This is a genomic window from Streptomyces sp. P9-2B-2 (assembly GCF_030406865.1).
In the GTDB taxonomy this organism is placed as follows: domain Bacteria; phylum Actinomycetota; class Actinomycetes; order Streptomycetales; family Streptomycetaceae; genus Streptomyces; species Streptomyces platensis.
The window spans coordinates 2,865,120-2,884,502 of the sequence record NZ_CP129126.1; the positions used below are offsets into that span (position 1 = coordinate 2,865,120).

The following is a 19,383-nucleotide window of genomic DNA, read 5'->3' on the forward strand; positions in this document are numbered from 1 at the left end:
AGTGGAGTACGGCCCAGTCGGCACCTGCGCGAAGGAGGCCGGACATGGCTACTGGGGCTACTGGCCAGACCCTGCACGGGCCCGCGAACCCGCTCCACCGGGTGAAGCAGCGGCACCACACACGGCTCGACGAGCATCTGCCCGTGGACCACCGGCTCAGCAAGGTCTACCGCATCGGCGCCGGGCTGATGGGCCTGGTACTGATCGCATTCGGCATCCTCGGGCTGACCCACCACATCGGCTACTTCGACACCGGCGGCGACACCGTTGCCGGGCTGAACACCAACGGCACGCTGAGCGTGCTCTCGATCGTCGTCGGCGCCATCCTCGTCGTCGGCATGGTGATCGGCGGGAACTTCGCCTCGACCCTCAACATCGTGCTCGGCGCCCTCTTCCTCCTGAGCGGATTTGTGAACCTGGCGCTGCTGGACACCGGCGTCAACTTCCTCGCCTTCCAGCTCCAGAACGTCCTGTTCAGCTTCCTGGTCGGGCTGATGCTGCTGGTCTTCGGGATGTACGGGCGGGTCAGCGGCGGCCTCTCCCACGACAATCCGTACTGGCGCGCCCGGCACCCGGAGGAGGCGGAGCAGTTCGACCGCGGACAGCTGCATCCCGTCTCCGGCATGACGGCCGCACGGCAGGCGGCACGGGTCAAGATGCAGGGCTCCCCGCATGCCGGGCGCGGTTCGTTCGGCGCCGGCACGAGCGGGAGCAGAAGGCACACCACTGCCCTGGATCCCGGCACCCGGTCCGGTGGCGACACCAAGAAGCCCTGAGCCGGGGCGCGGAGACCTCAGGGCGTACCGAGGTGGGAATGGGGTGCTCGGTACGCCCTGATGGCTGGGTGGAGTGGGGCGAGTGAGGTGGGTGGGATGACTGGAGTGGGAGCAGGAGCAGCACCATGAGCCGTTCGGGGCACGCCGACTCCTCAGGCCACGGCGCTCACCACGGGGCGGTCGAAACGCTCGCCAAGCGGATCTTCAAGGGCACCTACGGGGAGGGGGACAGCCTCGTACTGCCGGAGGTGATGGCGGAGCTGGACGTGAGCCAGACCGTGCTGCGGGAGGCGATCAAGGTGCTGGCCACCAAGGGTGTCCTCGGGGCCGACAAGAAGCGGGGCACGTTCGTCCGCCCCCGGGAGGACTGGAATCTCCTGGACACGGACGTACTGCGGTGGAAACTGGCGGCCGGCGTCTCATCCGACTTCTTCGCCGATGTGCTCGAACTGCGCCGTTCCATCGAGCCCGCGGCGGCCGGGCTCGCCGCGGAACGCCGCACCGACGAGGATCTGGCGGCCCTGGACGCCGCGTTGAGCGAGATGGCCGCGTCCGACAACGACCCGGTGCTGCTCGTGCGGGCCGACGCGTCCTTCCACACGGCGATGCTGATCGCGTCGAACAATCGCTTCTACGCGCAGATGCACCGGGTGATCGTGCCGGTGCTCGTCCAGCGCGACCGGGCGGTGCTGGACGAGCACGGCGCGTTCGACCACCCCCATGCGATCCATGCCGCGGTCGTCGAGGCCATACGGAACCGCGACGTCGACGGGGCCTATATGGCGATGCTCGAACTGCTCGATGTGTCCGCGCGGGAGCATCCGTAGGTGTGGGAGGACCCGTAGTTGCGGGAGCAGTCGTAGTGGGGGACAGATGTGGCGGGGATGGATGTGGCGGGGGCGGACGGTTGCGTTCCGGGGAGCGGTGTTCGGTTACCGCGGCGACGTGGGTGGGCAGGAGGCCGCACACAAGGGTCGGCGTATGCGTGGCCGGGGCGAACGGTCGGCGCGGGCCGTACGTTCCGGCTCCTCCGCACAGGCCACGCGCCACGTTCGCGCGCCGCCCGCCGCCGGCCACCCGCCGCACGTCGAAAGGACGGACCGGTCCATGAAGATCAGCCGCATCGAGACGTTCCTCGCCCCGCCGCGCTGGATGTTCGTACGGGTGGAGACCGATGAGGGCGTCGTGGGCTGGGGTGAGCCGGTGGTCGAGGGGCGGGCCGAGCCGGTCCGGGCGGCCGTGGAGGTGCTGGCCGAGTACCTCCTGGGGCAGGATCCGGCGCGTATCGAGGACCACTGGCAGGTCATGACCAAGGGCGGCTTCTATCGCGGCGGGCCCGTCCTGTCGTCCGCCGTCGCCGGCCTGGACCAGGCGCTGTGGGACATCAAGGGGAGGCGGCACGGTGTCCCCGTCCACCAGCTGCTCGGCGGGCCGGTCCGCGAGAAGATCCGCGCCTACGCGTGGGTGGGCGGCGACGAGCCGCAGGCCATCCGCGACGCGGTCACCGCGCAGACCGAGGCGGGCTTCACCGCTGTCAAGATGAACGGCTGCGGCAAGATGACGCCGGTGGCGACCCGCGCCGAAGTGCGGGCATGTCTGCTGCGCGCCGAGATCGCGCGCGAAGTCCTCGGCGACGAACGGGACTTCGGCCTCGACTTCCACGGCCGGGTCTCGCCCGCAAACGCCCGCAGGCTCCTTCCCCTGCTGGCCGAATACTCCCCGATGTTCGTCGAGGAGCCCGTCCTCTGCGACTACCTGCATGCCCTCCCTGACCTCGTGAACGCTTCTTCCATCCCCCTCGCACTCGGTGAACGTCTCTTCACCCGGCAGGAGTTCCTGGCTCCGCTGCAATCCGGTGTGGCGATCCTCCAGCCCGATATCTCGCATGCGGGTGGCATCTCCGAGCTGCGCCGGATCGCCGCGCTCGCGGAGGCGTACGGGGCGCAGCTCGCGCCACACTGCCCCCTCGGCCCGGTCGCGCTGGCCGCCAGCCTCCAAGTCGCCTTCACCACCCCGAACTTCCTCATCCAGGAACAGTCCCTCGGGATCCACTATCACCAGGGCGCCGAGCTGCTGGACTATGTCGCGGATCCGGAGCCGTTCCGCTTCCACGGCGGCTCGCTGCTGCGGACCGAGCGCCCCGGCCTCGGCGTGGAGGTGGACGAGGCCGCCGTGCGGGCGGCGGACCGCCGGGGGCACGCCTGGCGGAATCCCGTGTGGCGCCATGAGGACGGTGCGTTCGCCGAGTGGTGAGGGGGCGGGCGGGAGCGAGGAGCACTGATCGCTCCGGCTCGGTCCAGGGGCTCGATCCCGCCCCTCCCGGCCGGAATAATCAGCGGTGTCACCCGTGCGCCCGAACGGCCCGGTCGCGCAGTACGCACGCGACGGGGTGCAGGAGAAAGCAGGAACGCCATGGACTTCAGCACAGCGCTCCGGACCGAGCGGCTGATCGCCATCATCCGGGGCAGCGATGCGGAGGCGTCGTTCCGTACGGTCATGGCGCTTGCGGAGGCCGACCTTCCGCTGTTCGAGGTCTCGCTCAGCGGACACGACGCCCTCACCGTCATCCAACGGGCGCGTGCCGAGCTCGGCGATGCGGCCTGGCTCGGCGCCGGCACCGTCCTGACCGCCGCTGACGCCCGGCGCGCCGCCGAGGCCGGGGCCAATCTCATCGTCACACCCGGTCTGGGGGCCGGTCTGGAGGAGTCCGTACGGCAGGGGCTCTCGACGCTCGCCGGGGTGCTGACGCCGTCCGAGGTGATCGCGGCCGATGCGCTGGGCGTCTCGGCCCTGAAGCTGTTCCCGGCGTCGGTCGGCGGGCCCGGGTATCTCCAGGCGCTCCGCGCTCCCTTCCCCGAGCTGCCGTTCGTGCCGGTCGGCGGGGTGGACGCGGCCGCCGCACCGGCGTACTTCGCCGCCGGAGCGGTCGCCGTGGGCGTCGGCTCGCCGCTGATCGGGGATGCGGCGGACGGCGGTGACCTGGACGGACTGCGCAAGCGCGCGGCGGAGTTCAAGGCGGCCTGCGCACTATGACGGGGCAGCCGACCACCGCGGGCGACGAGGGCGGGGGCACCACCGCTCCCCTCCCCGGAGCGGCAACCGGCCGTGCGCTGCTTCCCGGGCAGCCCGGCCGCCCGGACGTCTTCACCTTCGGGGAGACCATGGTCGCCCTACGGGGCAGCGGCCCGCTGAAGCTCGGCGGCACGATGAACGTCTCGATCGCCGGGGCGGAAAGCAATGTCGCGATCGGCCTGGCCCGCCTCGGGCACCACGTCCGCTGGGCGGGTGCGGTCGGCGACGACGAGGCCGGGCAGCTGGTGCTGCGTACGCTGCGTGCCGAGGGCGTCGAGATATCCGGCGCCGCGACCGACTCCGGCGCCCCGACCGGGCTGCTGCTCTTCGAGCCGCGGCTGCCCGAGGTCACCCGGGTGCACTACTACCGCGCAGGTTCGGCCGGCTCCCGGCTCACCGCGGAAGTGATCCGGCGCGCCTTCTCCGCCGCTCCGCCCCGCGTCCTGCATCTGACGGGCATCACTCCGGCCCTGAGCCCCACCGCCCGCTCGGCGGCCCGGTGCGCCCTGCAACTGGCCCGGGAACATGGCTCGTTGGTCTGTCTCGATGTCAACTTCCGCGCTCGCCTGTGGACCGCCGAAGAGGCCGCCGAGGTCCTCCGCGAGTGGATTCCCGCGGTGGATGTCCTGATCGCCTCTGATGACGAGCTGCCGCTGTGCCTGCCCGGCGGCGGGGGCGGGGAGGGCTCGGCACTGCCCCTCCCGCCTCAGGAAGTCGCGGCCGACGACGCCGCGGCCGCCGTGGCGAGGCAGACCGGGCTCCTGCTGGACCAGGGGGTCGGGGAGATCGTGGTCAAACTCGGCGCGGCGGGGGCGACGGCCTTCACCCCCAGCGGCTCCCTGCACCGGCCCGCCAAATCAGTACGCGCCGTGGATGCCGTGGGCGCCGGCGACGCCTTCGTGGCGGGCTATCTGTCAGCGGTTCTGGACGGCGAAGGAACGGCCGGGCGTCTGGAGCGCGCCGTCACCACCGGGGCGTTCGCGGTCGCGTCGCCCGGTGACTGGGAGGGCGCGCCGACCCGCTCGGAGCTGAGCATGCTGGGCGCGCCGCCCGGCACCGTCGTGCGCTGAGTGATGCCGCGGCTAACCTGTGCCCGTGCCTCGTTACGAATACCGGTGCCGTCCCTGTGGCTCCACCTTCGAGCTGAACCGGCCGATGGCCGAGTCCTCCGCCCCGGCCGTCTGCCCCGAGGGCCACGAGGACACCGTGAAGCTCCTCTCCACGGTCGCCGTCGGCGGCTCCGCGTCCGCCCCCGCCCGCGCCCCGAGCAGTGGGGGCGGCGGAGGCGGCGGTTGCTGCGGAGGCGGCTGCTGCGGCTAGGAGGCGCCGGGCTGCACCGCTTCCTGGCCACCCTGGGGCGCGCTCATCTCGGCGCGGTCAAGGGTCGCTACCGCTTGCGCGCCAGCGTCACACCGTCCGCCACGGTGAGGATCACCGCCTCCATCCGAGGGTCCGCCAGCACATGGTCGTTGAACGCCCTGATCGCCAGGGCGTTCCCGGTGGCCGCCGGGTCGGCGACCTCCCCGTGGTACAGGACGTTGTCCGCGACGATCAGGCCTCCCGGCCGCAGCCGGGGTACCAGCTCCTCCCAGTAGGCGATGTAGCCGCCCTTGTCCGCGTCGAGATAGACGAGGTCGATATGCGGCTCGTCCGGCATCGCCCGCAGCGTTTCCAGCGCGGGCGCGATCCGCAGGTCGATACGGTCCGCGACCCCGGCCTTCGCCCAGGACTCCCGGCCGTAGGCAGTCCATTCCTCGGAGACATCGCAGGCGATCAGCGTGCCGTCCGCGGGCATCGCCTGAGCCATGGACAGCGTCGAGAAGCCGGTGAACGTCCCTACCTCGACGACATGCCGGGCCCCGGTCAGCCGCACCAGGAACGCGAGCAGCGGCCCCTGTTCCTCGGCCGACTGCATCCCCGCCGCCTCGGGGAACTGCTGGTGTGTGAGCTCCACGATGTCCCGCTGCGCGGCGTTCAACGGCGGATTGTGGGCGAGGACGTACTCGTACATCTCCGGTGTGATCGGCGTGCTCTTGGACTCCACCACTGGCTCTCCTCTTGATCAAGGATCGCGGTCTCGGCCGGTCACCGGACGGTGCAGCCAACCGCCCCGGCGAGACTAGTCGAGCTGATCCCCGACCGGCGGCAATCCCCCGTCTCATGTCCCCAAGTACCGCAAAACCGCCAGCACCCGGCGTGAATAACCTGAGGTCCCGGTCAGACCGAGCTTGTCGAAGATCGCGTTGATGTGCTTCTCCACGGCGCTCTGCGAGATGTGCAGCCGGACCGCGATGGCCGCGTTGGTGTGGCCCTGCGCCATCTCCCGGAGCACCTCCTGCTCGCGTGCGGTCAGCGTCCCCAGCGGATCCGTGCGACGGCTGCGCATCAGCAGCTGCCGTACGACTTCGGGGTCGAAGGCCGCCTTTCCGGTACTCACCCGTTCCAGCGCGTCCAGGAACTCGTCCACCTGGACCACCCGGTCCTTGAGCAGATAGCCCACCCCCTCGCTGTCATCGGTCAGCAGCTCTGTCGCATAGCGGCGCTCGACATATTGCGAGAGCACCAGGACGCCGATACCGGGCCAGCGCTCCCGGATCTGCATGGCGGCGCGCAGCCCCTCATCGGTGTGCGTCGGCGGCATCCGGACGTCCACGACCACCGCGTCCGGCTTCTCGCCCTCCTCCCCCGCCTGCTCCAGCACGGCGATCAGCTGATCGGCGTCGCCGACCGCGGCTGTCACCTCATGCCCCTCCTCGGCGAGCAGGCGCACCAGGCCCTCGCGCAACAGGATCGAATCGTCGGCCAGCACTACGCGCACGGCAACTCCGCGGTGATGGTGGTCGGTCCGCCGGCCGGGCTGTCCACCCGGAACCGGCCGTCGACGGCGGCGACCCGGCGGGCCAGCCCGAACAGGCCGCTGCCGGAGGAATCCGCGCCGCCCGGTCCGTCGTCCTCGATATGCACGAGCACGGCGCCCTCGCCAGGGGCGACGCGGACCGTTATCCGTCCGGCGCCGGAATGCTTGACGGCGTTGGTGACGGCTTCGGAGACCACGAAGTAGGCGACCGTGGCCACGGCGGTGTCGGGTTCGGTGGCGAGTGCGTAGTCGAGGCATACGGGGATGGCCGAGCGTTCGGCAACCGTTTCCAGGGCTGCACGCAGCCCTGCTTCGTCCAGCACCGTCGGATAGACCCGCCAGGCCACTTCGCGCAGCTCGGTCAGGGCCTGGCCGCTCTCTTCGTGGGCCTGGCGCAGGAGTTGCTCGGCGCGGCGCGCGTCCTGGCTGCGCAGCGCGCGGCCGAGCAGCATCCCCAGGGCGACCAGCCGCTGCTGCACACCGTCGTGCAGATCGCGTTCGATACGGCGACGCTCGTCATTGACCGCGAAGATGACGCCGGCCCGGGTGGCGGCCAGTTCCTCGATGCGGCGCTCCAGCGTCTCGTGGTGGCTGGGGCCGAGGTAGTACCGCGCGAGCCGGGTCTCCAGCCCGGCGACCCCGAAGGTGCCCTGGAGGCTGAGGAAGAGGAGGAAGAGGCCGCCGATGCTCGAGAGCGCGAGGTTGCCGGGGTGGCGGACGTCGGTGAGCAGCAGGATGAAGATCCAAGAGATGCCGTACGCCACTCCGATCAGCGCCGCGCCCAGGACGAGAGCGCCCAGCACACCCAATCCCCAGCGCAGGGAGAGATATTGCAGGGCCCGGTGATCCGCGTACGCGTCCGAGGTGTCGGCAGCGACATAGACGCGGAGGCGGCGCCGATGGGTCTCGGTCAGGGCTCGCGCGGCGGCGGCCAGGGGCTTGAGGACCACGCGACGGCCGCGCGGCCAGGCGAACACACACAGCAGGGAGACGCCGGAGAGCACGACGAAGGGGAACTCGGCCACCGCGAGTACGGCACCGAGCACCAGACCTGTCGCCAGACGTAATCCGCGCCGCGCAATTCCCAACATGATCAAAACGCTAGCCGCATCGTGCGTCCGCGCACACTGCGGAAAACCGCAGTCTTTCGTGCGGTGTACCGCAATGTGCCGCGAGGCGAGAATTCTTAGCGTTGAAACATGATCGAAAGCATCGGAAGCACCGCACCCGGCTGGATCACCGACCTCATGGACACGCTCGGCGCGCCCGGCGCGGGTCTGGCCATCGCCGCCGAAAATCTCTTCCCGCCGCTGCCGAGCGAGGTGATTCTGCCGCTGGCGGGCTTCGCGGCCGCCCGCGGCAGCATGTCTCTGTTCTCCGCCCTCGCGTGGACGACCCTCGGCTCGGTGATCGGCGCCCTGGCGCTCTACGGCGTGGGCGCGTTGCTCGGGCACGAGCGTACGGTCGCGCTCGCCTCGAAGCTGCCGCTGGTCAAGGTCTCCGACATCGAGAAGACGGAGCGCTGGTTCCGGCGGCACGGGACGAAGGCGGTGTTCTTCGGCCGGATGATTCCCCTCTTTCGCAGCTTCATCTCGATACCCGCCGGAATCGAGCGCATGCCGATACCGGCCTTTCTCGCCCTGACCACCCTAGGCAGCTTCATCTGGAACGCGATCTTCGTCTTCGCCGGCTATCTGCTCGGCGACAGCTGGGAGGAGGTGACGGGGTATGTGGACGTCTACTCGAAGGTGGTCCTGGCGGCAACTGCGCTGGCGGTGGCGGCCTTTGTCATGGTCCGTGTCAGCCGGCGTGGCCCGGGGGCACGGCGCCGCGGATGAAGGCCCGCACGATTTCCTCGCCCGCGGCGACACCCCGCTCTTCGAGCGCCGTGACATGGGGAGCACTCCAGCCGGAGTCCGCCAGTTCCCCGTGCCCGGGCCGCCATCCGCGGTCCGCGGCCAGCAGCAGATCGGCATCGAGGAGGGAATCGCCGGCCGCGAGGATCTCGGACGCCCCGGTGCGGCGCGCCACTTCCGCCACGGCTGCGCTCTTGGTCAGCGGCTGCGGCACGGCATAGATCTTGCGGCCCTGAAGCGACACGGTCCAGCCGCGTGCGCCCGCCCAGCCGGCGAGGTCCTTCACCCAGGTGTCCGGCAGCAGCGGCCGCTCCACGACGAGATAGGCGAAGAGGTCCTCCGCGACACGCTCCTTGAGCAGCCAGGCCGGGTCGGCGGTGCGCACGAGATGCGCGCGGATCTCAGCGAGGGGCGCGCATTGCGCGGCGAGCCGCTCGGTGACGGTGCGCTGCCAGTCCCGGTCCGACTCGCCCCGTACGAGCAGGTGACCGCCGTTGGCGCAGACGGCGAACTCCGGTGCCGGGCCCGGGAGATGGATGCGGCCGTACTGCTCGCGGGTGCGGGTGGTGGTCGGCACAAAGGTGGTCCTGCCGGCCAGTTCGGCGAGCAGTCCGGCGGCCGTCTCCGTCATATAGGACAGCGGCTTGCGCTCATATGTCTCCACGCACAGGAGACGGGGGGCCTCGGCGTCGGGCATGGCGAGGCCCAGCGCGGCGGCCGAATAGATCAGGGTGCGGTCGAGGTCGCTGGCGATGATCGCGCTCATCAGGAGGCCACCGCCTTGCCGTCAGCGCCGGTGGCCCCGCGAGTGAAGCGGGGGTGGATCAACCCCACACAGGTATAGGGAAGTTCGTCGACCTCTTCGACGGGCACGCCCCGTTGTTCAGCCAGGAGGCGCACATGATCGAGATCGGTTCCGGCACCCCGCCGGGCCAGGATCTTCCAGGGGACCCGGCGCAGCAGTACGCGGGTGGTCTCCCCGACACCGGGCTTCACGAGGTTCACGTCGTCGATGCCGTATTCCTCGCTGATCCGCTCGACGGCCGCCCAGCCTTCCCAGGTGGGAGCCCGGTCGGCGGCCGCCAGTTCCTTCACCGCTTCGGCGACGTCCGGGGCGACCTCGTCGAAGCGCGCACTGACCGCGTCCAGGAAGGCGCGCGATACATCGGTCGGGGCCAGCTCGCGGTAGAACTTCGCGCCGTGGAAGTCGTCGGGGCCCACGAGGTCGTCGCGCAGGACGGTGCGCGATATGAGGCCGGAGACGGTGGAGTTGAGGCAGGCGGACGGGATGAGGAAGTCATCGCGGGTGCCGTAGGTCTCGACGCAGTTGCCGGGGTCGGCGAGCACAGCGATCTGCGGGTCGAAGCCCGGGAAGTCCTCCAGGGCCTGGGCGAGTTCGCGGGTGATGGCGCCCTTGCCGGTCCAGCCGTCCACGAACACGACATCCGCCGGATCGTGGTGGGCGGCCAGCCACCGGAGCGCGGTGGTGTCGATGCCCCGGCCGCGGACGATCGAGACCGCGTAGTGCGGCAGGTCCAAGCCGTGCACGTGCTGCGCCCAGCGACGCATCAGCACCCCGACGGGGGTACCCGCCCGTGCCAGCGACACCAGCACCGGACGTGGGCTGCGTTCGGCGAGCACGGTCTCGGTGACCGTCCCGACGGCCCGCGCGATCCGGCTCGCGGAGGTCCGCAGCGCACTGTGAAAGAGCGCCTGGTAGTCCTCGCTCGGCTGGTATTCGACGGGCAGCGACTCCGCGTAGTGGGCGCCGCCGCGCTGAATCGCCTCCTCGCGCTCCTCGGTCGGCGCTTCCAGGGTGACCTCGGAGAGATCCTGGAGCAGCCAGCCGACCTCGTCGGCGGTGTAGGAGGAGAAAGCGGGGCCGCGCAGCGGCTCGGGAAGCGGCATGGGTCCGGCCTGTGGTTGCGGGGCGTACGAGGGGATGACGGCGAGCAGCAGTCGGTCGGTGTGCGCGGCGAGCCGGCTCAGCAGACCGTCGGGGGCGTGCAGTTCGGGGAGGTCGCCGTGCGAATCCACGACGGCCACGATGGCGTCGAAGCGGCGCTCCGGGTCGGTACCGGCCGCGACGTTGTAGGCGTACCGCTCCCCCGCCCCGTCGGCAGGATCGTCGTGAGCGGGGAAGGACAGCCGGGTCCGTATCGCGTAGCCGGGGTCGTCGACGGCGAGCACCGGCGACCGGGTGGTGGTGGAGAAGAAGACACCCGTGCCTCCGGTCGAGGCAGACGGCTGGACGCCCCCGTGCGCAAGGACACCGCCCCCCGGCACGGTGCCGTCACCGGCCGCCGCCGCATCGGCGCTGTCCCGCGCGACGAGGGCGTCCAGAGCCTCAGCGATCCGCAGCGGTGCGTACATCAATTCCTCGCTACCGAGGACGAGGATGCGGCGGGCACCATCCAGTCGCCGCGCGATACGGGTCGCCATGCCCGGCAGCCCGGCCTCCAGGCGCGCCCGGTGTTCCGGCGTGAAACCGTGCCGACCGCCGTCCGGCAGCCCGGCGGGCCAGCCGAGGTCGACCCGTACGACGTCAGCGTCGCGGCCATCGGACGCTTCCGGAGCACCTGCCACAGTCTGCTCGCCGCCCATAGGAGCCGATGTACTCCCCGGCGCAGCCCCCGACTCCTGTGCGGCACCGGCCTCGTGCGCCGCACCGGCCTCATGCGCGGCGACGAGTTCCTGGCCTCGGATCAGCACGTCCGCGGGCAGCCGTACGCCGCCCGCGGCCAGTGCGATGAGGTCGACGCGGGCGCCCAGTTCCGCCGCGAACTTCTCCAGCCGGCTGCGGTCCGCGTCGGAGCGCATGTCGACCAGGGCGACGACCACGTACCGCTCGCGCGGGAAGTGCGCGTGCAGCGCCTTGATGGTGTTCAGAACGGTCCGGCCGGTGGAGAACTCGTCGTCGACGAGCACCAGCGGTCCGTCTCCGGCCAGGAGTGCGCGGTCCTCGGGGAGCAGCAGATGGGAGGTGGCATGGCTGTGCTCCTCCTCGAATCCGCCCACCTGCGCCACGCCGGCCACCGGGCGACGGGTGGAGTGCAGATACGGCGCGAGGGCCAGACCGTCGGCGACCGAATGCCCGAGGCCGGTGGCGGTCTCGGCGTAGCCCAGCACGACGGAGCGGGCGGCGGCCTCGTCACCCAGCAGCTTGCGCACGCGGCGGCCCAGCCCGAAGCCGGCGCCATGGACCACGCCCGGTCGCTGCGGCACATGCTTGCCGAGCACATTCGACACGAGCAGATGGGCCCGCTTGGGGTTACGCCGCAGCGCGAGCCCGAGCAGTTCCGGCAGCTCGTCCCCGCCGCTCAGCGAGACCCCGAGCCGACCGGCAACCCATTCTCCTGTCCAGACCACGCGTTTCGTCTCCTCCGTCGTCATGTTCATCTCGATCACCGCAGGTCAGGTCTGCGGAACACTCGCCGTCAGCAGCTCCACGAAGCCGATGCCCTCCCGGGCGACCCCGAACGCCTCGGCGCGCAGCAGGGTCCGCTCGGCCCAGGCGCGATGCGGCTTCACCTCGTTCATCTTGTTCGTGTACGAGGAGCGCAACACCCCACCGTCGCCCCGTTCGGGCCGGAGGATGTCGACCGCGTCGCTGAACTCCTCATGGCTGACGACCGAGAGGGCGTGCACCGGCGCGACATGGGAGGGGTGGATGCAGGTCTTGCCCTGAAGGCCGTTCGCGCGGTCGAGTTCGATCTCGCGCAGCAGGCCGTCCATATCGTGCTCGATCAGTGCCGTCCGGAGTTCCTCGGCGCGTCCGAGGAAGGGGCTGCGCCGCAGCTGCGGCTTGAACATCCGCTCGTGCAGCCGGAAGTACTCCCACACCGGGCCGGTGACCGTGAAGCCCGTGCCGTCCGCCCGTCCGAGCACATTCACCACGTCGGCGATCACGGAGGCGACGATCTGGACGTCGTAGGCCGTCATGTCGGGCGGTCTGCGCAGGCCGTAGGCGGAGCAGAAGTCCGTGACGCCGAGCCGCAGGGCCAGCACCCGGTCGCGGTATTTGTCGACGGCCCTGGCGATGCCCTGAAGCGTCTCGGCGCGGGTCTCCAGATGCAGCAGCTGCGGAGATTCCAGCACCGGCATGGCGAAGAGCCGGCGGGAGCAGTCGGACTCGGCCGTGGTCAGCGCCTCGAGGAACGGGACGCCACGTTCCTCGGTGAATTTCGGAAGTACAAATCCAGACAGTCTGTGGACCGCGCTACCCATGCGGCGCACGAGGTCCGGTATTTGACCGGGGGTGCGGACGCGGACGAACAGCAGCGGAAGGCCGGTACCGGCGGCGGCCGCCTCGTCGAGGAGACCGAGCTGCCGCACGAGGTTCTCCTCGCCGGCCTCGACATCCCCGTCCCCTATGGAGTCCTCAAGACACAGCACCATGGACAGCACGCCACGCCCGGCCTGCTTGAGGACGTCGGCGGCGAGACTCGGGCGGGTGGCCGGGCTGTAGAGCGTGGCCCCCAGAGCGACCGCGAGCGTGCGAGCCGGAGAATCGGCGGTGAACTCCACCGGCTCCTGGTGGAACAGTGCCTTCCGAGTCTCGGGCGCGAGATGCCCAAAATGCTGCATATAACTCCCCGTCTGCCTGCGGGACCCGGGCACCCCGCTGCGTCTCGCTGTCTGGATCCAGCCGGTAATCGTACGTCTGTGGGGGCCTGGTTAGTTCCCGCGTGCGTGAAAATCACGTAACCCCCACGAGGCGCTCAGGTGGCCGCAATCGCGATCCCCGCACGCCTCCGGGGCCCCCGCGTTGTCGCTGCGACCTCAGGGAAGGCAGGATTACCGCATGACGCACGCGATGCTGAAAGGGTCGAACGTACCCCTCGATGCCACGGCTGTTCGGGCCGTCCTGCGCTGGACGCCCGGCGCCGGTGTTCCCGATGTCGATGCCTCGGCCCTGTTGGTGAGCCCCGAGGGAAGCGTGCGCTCCGACGAGGACTTCGTCTTCTACAACCAACCGCGCCACCCCAGCGGCCTGGTCCGGCATCTGCCCAAGACCCAGCTCGCCGACAAGCTGACCGACACCATCGAGGCGGATCTGGCGGCGCTGGAACCGTCGGTGGACCGGGTCGTGCTGGCCGCCTCCTCGGACGGCGGCGCGTTCGCGGGCGTCACGGATCTCCAGGTCCTGCTGTACGACGCGGCGGCGAGCGACGGCGAGCCGCTCGCAGTCTTCGACGTGGTGCCCGAGACCGGCGATGAGACGGCGCTGATCTGCGGGGAGTTGTACCGCCGCGCCGACACCTGGAAGTTCCGGGCGCTGGGGCAGGGTTACGAGACCGGACTGGTCGGCCTGGCCACCGAGTTCGGGATCTCGGTGGACGAGAACGAAGCGGCCGCCGGGCGCTCCGCCCCGACGGCCTCGGAGGCACCGGTGTCGGCGCCGCCCGCCCCGGAGCCCACGCCGGCCGGCGAGCCGTCCACGGGGGACGCGCCCGGCCCGTCCGCCGCAGCCGCCTCCGACTCCCCCGTGACCCCGCCGCCCAGCACCTGGCCGGAAGAGGCCTCGGGCCCGCCCTCCACGTCGGACCCCGATGCCGTCACCCAGCATGTGGCGGATGCGCTGCCGGAGCCGGGCCCGTCCGCACCGCCGCCCCCGGCCGCCGCTCCCCCTGCGGGGCCTCCGCCCACGAGTGGCGGCTACGGCTACCCGCAGCAGGTTCCGCCGCCGCCGACGCAGCCCCCGGCCCAGCCCGCCTACGGCTACCCGGGGCCGCCGCCCCAGTACCAGCCCCCGCAGCAGCCACCGTCCGCGTACGGCGCTCCGCAGCCGCAGCCTGCCTCGACGTACGGCTACCCGATGCAGCAGCCGTTCGTACCGGACCCGTCGTTCGTCCTGCCGCCCCAGGGGCCGCAGTTCCAGCGCCGTTAGCAGAAGGTCGGCGTGGCCGCCCCGCCGGCAACCGCACACGTCGGCGGCGCGGCACCCAGCGGCGCCCCCGGCGGCACGCCGCACCGTCGGCGCGCCGCACGGGGCGCGGCTCACACCTTGGACTTGTAGCCCCGCCCCCACTGGAGCCCCCAGCCGTACAGCCGGTCGAGCTCCGCCTGGAAGCCGTAGACGTACTTCACCTCGCGGCGCACGGTCAGCTCGTCCTTGGTGTTCTCCAGCGTGAAGACGGCGCAGGAGCGGGCCTGTGGCGCCCGCTCGTCCAGCTTGACGTCCACCCGCGGTCCGCTGCTCGGGTAGAGCGTCACGACGGCATGCGTACGGTCGAACGCCGGTGTGCCGTCGTAGATGTAGACGAAGATCAGCAACCGCTTGATCTCGTCGCGGTGGTCCAAGTTGATGTAGAGCGTCTCGCCGGATCCCGAACCGAAGCGGTCGTCACCGCTGAGCTTGACGAACGGCGGCCCGTTGAGGTCTCCCAGAAAGTTCCCCAGCGGCTGCACCACGCCCCGGGTGCCGTCCTTGAGCTCGTACAGACAGGCCAGGTCGAGGTCGACATTGACCACGGCCGGTCCCTGCGCCTGCACGATCTCCGGCTTGAACAGCTTGCCCGGATGCCGCAGCAGACTGCCCTTGCCGTGCCCGCCGCGCTCATGGAAGTCCGAGGTCCGCATCTGCCAGTGCAGATTGACCCGCAGATGTCCGGTGGCGGCCCCCTGCTTGGTCAGCGAGACGACCGGATTCCGTTTCGTCAGCTCGACGACATACGACGCACCGCCGCTGTCGAAGTCAAACTTCTGCGCGCCACCGCGCCACAGCTTCCCCAGGAACGACACCCTGCCCCACCCCATTGCTCGGCCCCAACTACTGCGGGGCGGCCCGAGGTCCGCACCTCAAGCCGCCCCGCAGAGAGCGTTCCTCAATCAGCGCCGCGTCACACTCCGGACGCGACTTCCGCCTTGTCTCCGGAGGTGTCTCCGGGCCTGCCCTCACGCCGGTTCCGGATCACGGAGGAGGCGAACGAGAGGCCGATCAGCACGACACCGACCAGGCCGGTGACGACCTCGCTGATCTCGTACTTGATCGTGATGAGCAGGATGACGGCCAGCGCGCCGATCGCGTAGTGGGCGCCGTGCTCCAGGTAGACGTAGTCCTCCAGGGTGCCCTTGCGGACCAGGAAGACCGTCAGCGACCGGATGTACATCGCGCCGATGCCCAGGCCCAGCGCCATCATGAAGATGTCGTTGGTGATCGCGAAGGCACCGATGACGCCGTCGAAGGAGAAGGACGCGTCGATGACCTCGAGGTAGAGGAACATGAAGAACGCGGCCTTGCCGGCCAGGCCGACGGCCGCGCCGGTGCCCTGCGTGGCGGGAGCCGCCGCGGTCTCGCCGGCCTCCCCGTCGCCCTCGTCCTCATCCTCCAGCTTGTCCTCGAAGTAGCCGGAGATACCGCCGACGACGAGGTAGGTGATGAGGCCCGCGACGCCGGACAGCAGCACCGTGGCGCTCTTGTCACCGCCGCCGTGCGGGACGCTGGTGGCCACCGTCATCGCGGTCACCAGCAGGACGACCAGCGCGATGATCACGGACAGGGTGTCCAGCTTGCCCATCTTGGCCATGGGCTTTTCGATCCAGGCCAGCCACTTGTAATCGCGGTCCTCGAATATGAAGTCGAGGAAGATCATCAGCAGGAAGATTCCGCCGAAGGCCGCGATGGCCGGGTGGGCGCTGGTGACCAGTTCCTGGTATTGCGCCTTGTCATTGATGGCGAGGTTGACCGCCTCGATCGGCCCCAGCTTCGCGGTGATCGCGACAATGACGACCGGGAACACCAGCCGCATGCCGAACACGGCGATGAGGATGCCGAGGGTGAGGAAGATCTTCTGCCAGAAGGCGTTCATCTTGCGCAGAATGCCTGCGTTGATGACGGCGTTGTCGAACGAGACCGAGATCTCCAGGACGGACAGGATCCCGACAATCGCCAGCCCCTGCCACCCCCAGAGCACGCCCGCCAAGGCGAGGCCGAGCGCCGTGACGGCGAACGACCAGCCAAAGGTTTTCAGGAGCACTGCCTACCCAATCCCTCGCTGTGTGGGGTCCCCCGCGCGCAGCGCGCGGCGCTTTACGAAACGTTGACCCCGAAGTCTAGAGCGATGCCCCGGAGACCCGACGCGTACCCCTGCCCCACCGCCCGGAACTTCCATTCGCCCTTGTAGCGATACACCTCGCCAAAGATCATCGCGGTTTCGCCGGAGGCGTCCTCGCTGAGGTCGTAGCGGGCGAGTTCGCTGCCGTCGGCCTGATTGACGATACGGATAAAAGCGTTGCTGACCTGGCCGAAGCTCTGTCCGCGCAGATCGGCCTCATGGATCGAGACCGGAAAGACGATCTTGTCGACCTGCTCGGGCACCTGGGAAAGATCCACCAGAATCGACTCGTCGTCGCCCTCACCTTCGCCGGTGAGGTTGTCCCCGGTGTGCTCGACGGAGCCCTCGGGACTCTTGAGGTTGTTGTAGAAGACGAAGTACTCGTCCCCCAGCACCCGGCCCGACCCGCACAGCAGCGCGCTGGCGTCCAGGTCGAACGGCGCTCCGGTCGTGGACCGCGCGTCCCAGCCGAGGCCGACCATGATCTGCGTGAGATTGGGCGCGGCCTTGGACAGGGAGACATTGCCCCCCTTGGCAAGCGTGACGCTCATCGTTCGCTTCCTCCCCGGTGTCGGTGCGGGCCCGCCCGGCGCGCGGCCCGCAACCCTCGTTCAAGCGCGTCCGGCGCCGCACTCCCCGGACAGGGACGTACGGCGCCGGACGCGGTGGTTCCTGGCCCGGGCAGCCGCTACGGCGGTGCTGCCCGGCCGGACGTCGACGATCGGACCTCGGATCCGGCCGGTCAGACGTTGACGCCGAAGTCCTGGGCGATGCCGCGCAGGCCCGAGGCGTAGCCCTGGCCGATGGCCCGGAACTTCCACTCGGCGCCGTTGCGGTACAGCTCGCCGAAGACCATGGCGGTCTCGGTCGAGGCGTCCTCGCTCAGGTCGTAGCGCGCCAGCTCATTGTTGTCGGCCTGGTTGACGACGCGGATGAAGGCGTTGCGGACCTGGCCGAAGCTCTGCTGGCGGGTCTCGGCGTCGTAGATCGACACCGGGAAGACGATCTTGGCGACATCGGCCGGCACAGCGGCCAGATTCACCTTGATCTGCTCGTCGTCGCCCTCACCCTCACCGGTGATGTTGTCACCGGTGTGCTCGACCGAACCGTCCGGGCTCTTCAGGTTGTTGAAGAACACGAAATTCTGGTCGTTGGCCACCTTGCCCTGGTCGTTCGTCAGCATGGCGCTGGCGTCCAGGTCGAAGTCCGTACCGGTGGTGGTACGCGCGTCCCAGCCCAGACCGACGATGACGGCGGTCAGATTGGGGGCTTCCTTCGTCAGCGAGACGTTGCCGCCCTTGCTGAGGCTGACTCCCACGAGTCCTCCCATAGATTCGAGGGGTACCTGCGCCCCCATCGTGCATGGCATCGGATCAACGAATTGATCCTAGTGACCGGTTCCCACCGATTGCAGATATCGCACCTGGATCCTGCGGATGTCGGCCCGGTGGGCGCAGCGACGGCCGGGGCAGGCGCCGGCTCAGAGGTTGCCGAGCGCCTTGACGTAGTCGTTCAGGTCGCGGGCGTCGGGCAGGCCGTTGACGACCGTCCAGCGCACCACGCCCTCCTTGTCGATGATGAAGGTGCCGCGCACCGCGCAGCCCTTCTCCTCGTCGAAGACGCCGTACGCCCGCGAGGCCTCGCCGTGCGGCCAGAAGTCGGACAGCAGCGGGTACTCCAGACCCTCCTGCTCGGCGAAGACGCGCAGCGAGAACGGGGAGTCGTTGGAGACGGCCAGCAGCTGGACCTCGTCGTTGACGAACGCCGGCAGCTCGTCACGGAGTGCGCAGAGCTCGCCGGTGCACACACCGGTGAAGGCGAAGGGGTAGAAGAGGAGGACGACGGCCTTCTCGCCGCGGAAGTCGGAGAGCTTGACCAGCTCGCCGTGCTGGTTCTTCAGCTCGAAATCCGGAGCCTTCGTGCCGACCTCGATCGCCATGGGGTGCTTCCCTTCCGCTCACTCTCAACAGGACGCGACCAACCCTACGCGCAGCCGTGCACGCCCGGGGAACCCCTCCTGAACAGGGCCGAGCCCCCTCCGGAACAGGCGGAGGGGGCTCGGTGGCGAACGTCGAGTCGGTGTGGCTCAGCGCTTGCCGGACTTGGGTGTGACCAGGCGGCTGCCGGTCCAGTCCTTGGCCGCGTTGATGCTCTTGGTCTGGGACAGACCCGCGGTCTGCGCGGCCTCATTGATGTCGCTCGGCTCGACGTATCCCTCACGGCCGGTCTTCGGGGTCAGCAGCCAGATCTGCCCGCCCTCGTCGATCAGGCCGATGGCGTCCACCAGCGCGTCCGTGAGGTCGCCGTCCTCGTCGCGGAACCACAGCACAACGACGTCGCAGACGTCGTCGTAGTCCTCGTCGACGAGATCCTGGCCGATCACGGTCTCAATGCCTTCGCGGAGATCCTGATCGACGTCGTCGTCGTAACCGATCTCCTGGACCACCTGTCCGGGCTCGAACCCAAGCCTGGCGGCAGGGTTGGTCCGCTCCTCCGCGTGGTCCGCGGTCGCGCTCACGGATTGCCTCCTGTCATGTTTCGGAAATGCTCGGGGACCCCGCGCGTGCGCGGAGCATTGGGCGTAGTCCACACGGGCCGGGCGGATCGCGCAAGTACCCGGCGGTCCAGACCGCCGAAACGGTGACGTTTGGACGCGTCTCGCCGCAACCACGACCCCAGCGGGACACGCCGAAGTGATTCACGCCACAGCGTTCTCCAGGGCTTATCGGGTACTGGCGCGGGACTGGTCCCTTCGGGGGGCGGCC

The 19,383-nt window shown here is 69.9% G+C and carries 20 protein-coding genes; 8 read left to right on the top strand and 12 right to left on the bottom strand.

What is annotated here, in order from left to right:
* The first annotated feature begins 44 nt into the window (after window positions 1–44).
* The 6 genes from QT196_RS12500 to QT196_RS12525 all read left to right on the top strand — a co-directional run bounded on the left by QT196_RS12500 (window position 45) and on the right by QT196_RS12525 (window position 5,168).
* Window positions 45–776, top strand: a complete 732-nt coding sequence (locus QT196_RS12500; RefSeq protein ID WP_266730727.1) for a DUF4383 domain-containing protein — start codon at window positions 45–47, stop codon at window positions 774–776.
* A gap of 125 nt (window positions 777–901) precedes the next feature.
* Window positions 902–1,603 carry a FadR/GntR family transcriptional regulator gene (locus QT196_RS12505; protein ID WP_168478931.1) on the top strand — a complete coding sequence of 234 codons (702 nt, stop codon included), beginning with the start codon at window positions 902–904 and terminating at the stop codon, window positions 1,601–1,603.
* Between the two features lie 280 nt (window positions 1,604–1,883).
* Window positions 1,884–3,029: a galactonate dehydratase gene (gene dgoD / locus QT196_RS12510; protein WP_290354910.1), complete on the top strand. Its 1,146-nt coding sequence runs from the start codon at window positions 1,884–1,886 to the stop codon at window positions 3,027–3,029.
* A 159-nt stretch (window positions 3,030–3,188) separates the two neighbouring features.
* On the top strand, window positions 3,189–3,809 hold the full coding sequence (locus tag QT196_RS12515) for a bifunctional 4-hydroxy-2-oxoglutarate aldolase/2-dehydro-3-deoxy-phosphogluconate aldolase (protein WP_168478933.1): 621 nt from the start codon (window positions 3,189–3,191) through the stop codon (window positions 3,807–3,809).
* Entirely contained in the window at window positions 3,806–4,918 is a 1,113-nt protein-coding gene (locus QT196_RS12520; RefSeq protein WP_168478934.1) for a sugar kinase, read from the top strand. Before QT196_RS12515 ends, QT196_RS12520 begins: the two co-directional genes overlap by 4 nt.
* Before the next feature lie 25 nt (window positions 4,919–4,943).
* The gene (locus QT196_RS12525) at window positions 4,944–5,168 is read left to right on the top strand and encodes a zinc ribbon domain-containing protein (protein WP_290354911.1); all 225 of its coding nucleotides are present in this window, start codon (window positions 4,944–4,946) and stop codon (window positions 5,166–5,168) included.
* 67 nt (window positions 5,169–5,235) lie between these two features.
* On the opposite strand, the gene QT196_RS12530 is transcribed toward QT196_RS12525, so the two are convergent.
* The 3 genes from QT196_RS12530 to QT196_RS12540 form a co-directional block, all read right to left on the bottom strand.
* Window positions 5,236–5,859: an O-methyltransferase gene (locus tag QT196_RS12530; protein ID WP_190142065.1), complete on the bottom strand. Its 624-nt coding sequence runs from the start codon at window positions 5,857–5,859 to the stop codon at window positions 5,236–5,238.
* Window positions 5,860–6,006: 147 nt separating this feature from the next.
* Complete coding sequence (locus tag QT196_RS12535) at window positions 6,007–6,666, bottom strand: response regulator transcription factor (protein WP_168478936.1); 660 nt, start codon at window positions 6,664–6,666, stop codon at window positions 6,007–6,009.
* Window positions 6,657–7,796: a histidine kinase gene (locus tag QT196_RS12540; protein WP_168478937.1), complete on the bottom strand. Its 1,140-nt coding sequence runs from the start codon at window positions 7,794–7,796 to the stop codon at window positions 6,657–6,659. The genes QT196_RS12535 and QT196_RS12540 overlap by 10 nt, the downstream gene beginning before the upstream one ends.
* Before the next feature lie 108 nt (window positions 7,797–7,904).
* Between QT196_RS12540 and QT196_RS12545 the strand changes: the two genes are divergently transcribed.
* Window positions 7,905–8,543, top strand: a complete 639-nt coding sequence (locus QT196_RS12545) for a DedA family protein (RefSeq protein WP_290354912.1) — start codon at window positions 7,905–7,907, stop codon at window positions 8,541–8,543.
* Here the strand turns inward: QT196_RS12545 and QT196_RS12550 are convergent.
* Genes QT196_RS12550 through QT196_RS12560 form a run of 3 tightly spaced genes read right to left on the bottom strand, consistent with a single transcriptional unit; the run spans window position 8,506 to window position 13,148 of the window.
* On the bottom strand, window positions 8,506–9,327 hold the full coding sequence (locus tag QT196_RS12550; protein WP_290354913.1) for an HAD family hydrolase: 822 nt from the start codon (window positions 9,325–9,327) through the stop codon (window positions 8,506–8,508). The genes QT196_RS12545 and QT196_RS12550 overlap by 38 nt on opposite strands.
* The gene (locus QT196_RS12555) at window positions 9,327–11,960 is read right to left on the bottom strand and encodes a phosphoribosyltransferase (protein ID WP_290354914.1); all 2,634 of its coding nucleotides are present in this window, start codon (window positions 11,958–11,960) and stop codon (window positions 9,327–9,329) included. The genes QT196_RS12550 and QT196_RS12555 overlap by 1 nt, the downstream gene beginning before the upstream one ends.
* A gap of 15 nt (window positions 11,961–11,975) precedes the next feature.
* Window positions 11,976–13,148, bottom strand: coding sequence for an HpcH/HpaI aldolase/citrate lyase family protein (locus QT196_RS12560; protein WP_168478941.1), 1,173 nt, complete (start codon window positions 13,146–13,148; stop codon window positions 11,976–11,978).
* A 217-nt stretch (window positions 13,149–13,365) separates the two neighbouring features.
* Between QT196_RS12560 and QT196_RS12565 the strand changes: the two genes are divergently transcribed.
* Window positions 13,366–14,451, top strand: coding sequence for a TerD family protein (locus QT196_RS12565; RefSeq protein WP_290354915.1), 1,086 nt, complete (start codon window positions 13,366–13,368; stop codon window positions 14,449–14,451).
* Between the two features lie 110 nt (window positions 14,452–14,561).
* On the opposite strand, the gene QT196_RS12570 is transcribed toward QT196_RS12565, so the two are convergent.
* The 6 genes from QT196_RS12570 to QT196_RS12595 form a co-directional block, all read right to left on the bottom strand.
* Entirely contained in the window at window positions 14,562–15,320 is a 759-nt protein-coding gene (locus QT196_RS12570; RefSeq protein WP_211117339.1) for a Tellurium resistance, read from the bottom strand.
* An 83-nt stretch (window positions 15,321–15,403) separates the two neighbouring features.
* Window positions 15,404–16,540 (bottom strand): DUF475 domain-containing protein, encoded by a 1,137-nt coding sequence (locus QT196_RS12575; protein WP_168478945.1) that lies wholly within the window; start codon window positions 16,538–16,540, stop codon window positions 15,404–15,406.
* Window positions 16,541–16,593: 53 nt separating this feature from the next.
* Window positions 16,594–17,169 carry a TerD family protein gene (locus tag QT196_RS12580; protein ID WP_085926186.1) on the bottom strand — a complete coding sequence of 192 codons (576 nt, stop codon included), beginning with the start codon at window positions 17,167–17,169 and terminating at the stop codon, window positions 16,594–16,596.
* 191 nt (window positions 17,170–17,360) lie between these two features.
* Window positions 17,361–17,936, bottom strand: a complete 576-nt coding sequence (locus QT196_RS12585) for a TerD family protein (RefSeq protein WP_085926185.1) — start codon at window positions 17,934–17,936, stop codon at window positions 17,361–17,363.
* Between the two features lie 162 nt (window positions 17,937–18,098).
* A complete protein-coding gene (locus QT196_RS12590) occupies window positions 18,099–18,557 on the bottom strand; it encodes a peroxiredoxin (protein WP_085926184.1) in 459 nt (152 codons plus the stop codon).
* Window positions 18,558–18,704: 147 nt separating this feature from the next.
* A complete protein-coding gene (locus QT196_RS12595) occupies window positions 18,705–19,136 on the bottom strand; it encodes a DUF3052 domain-containing protein (RefSeq protein WP_006605843.1) in 432 nt (143 codons plus the stop codon).
* Window positions 19,137–19,383 lie beyond the last annotated feature (247 nt).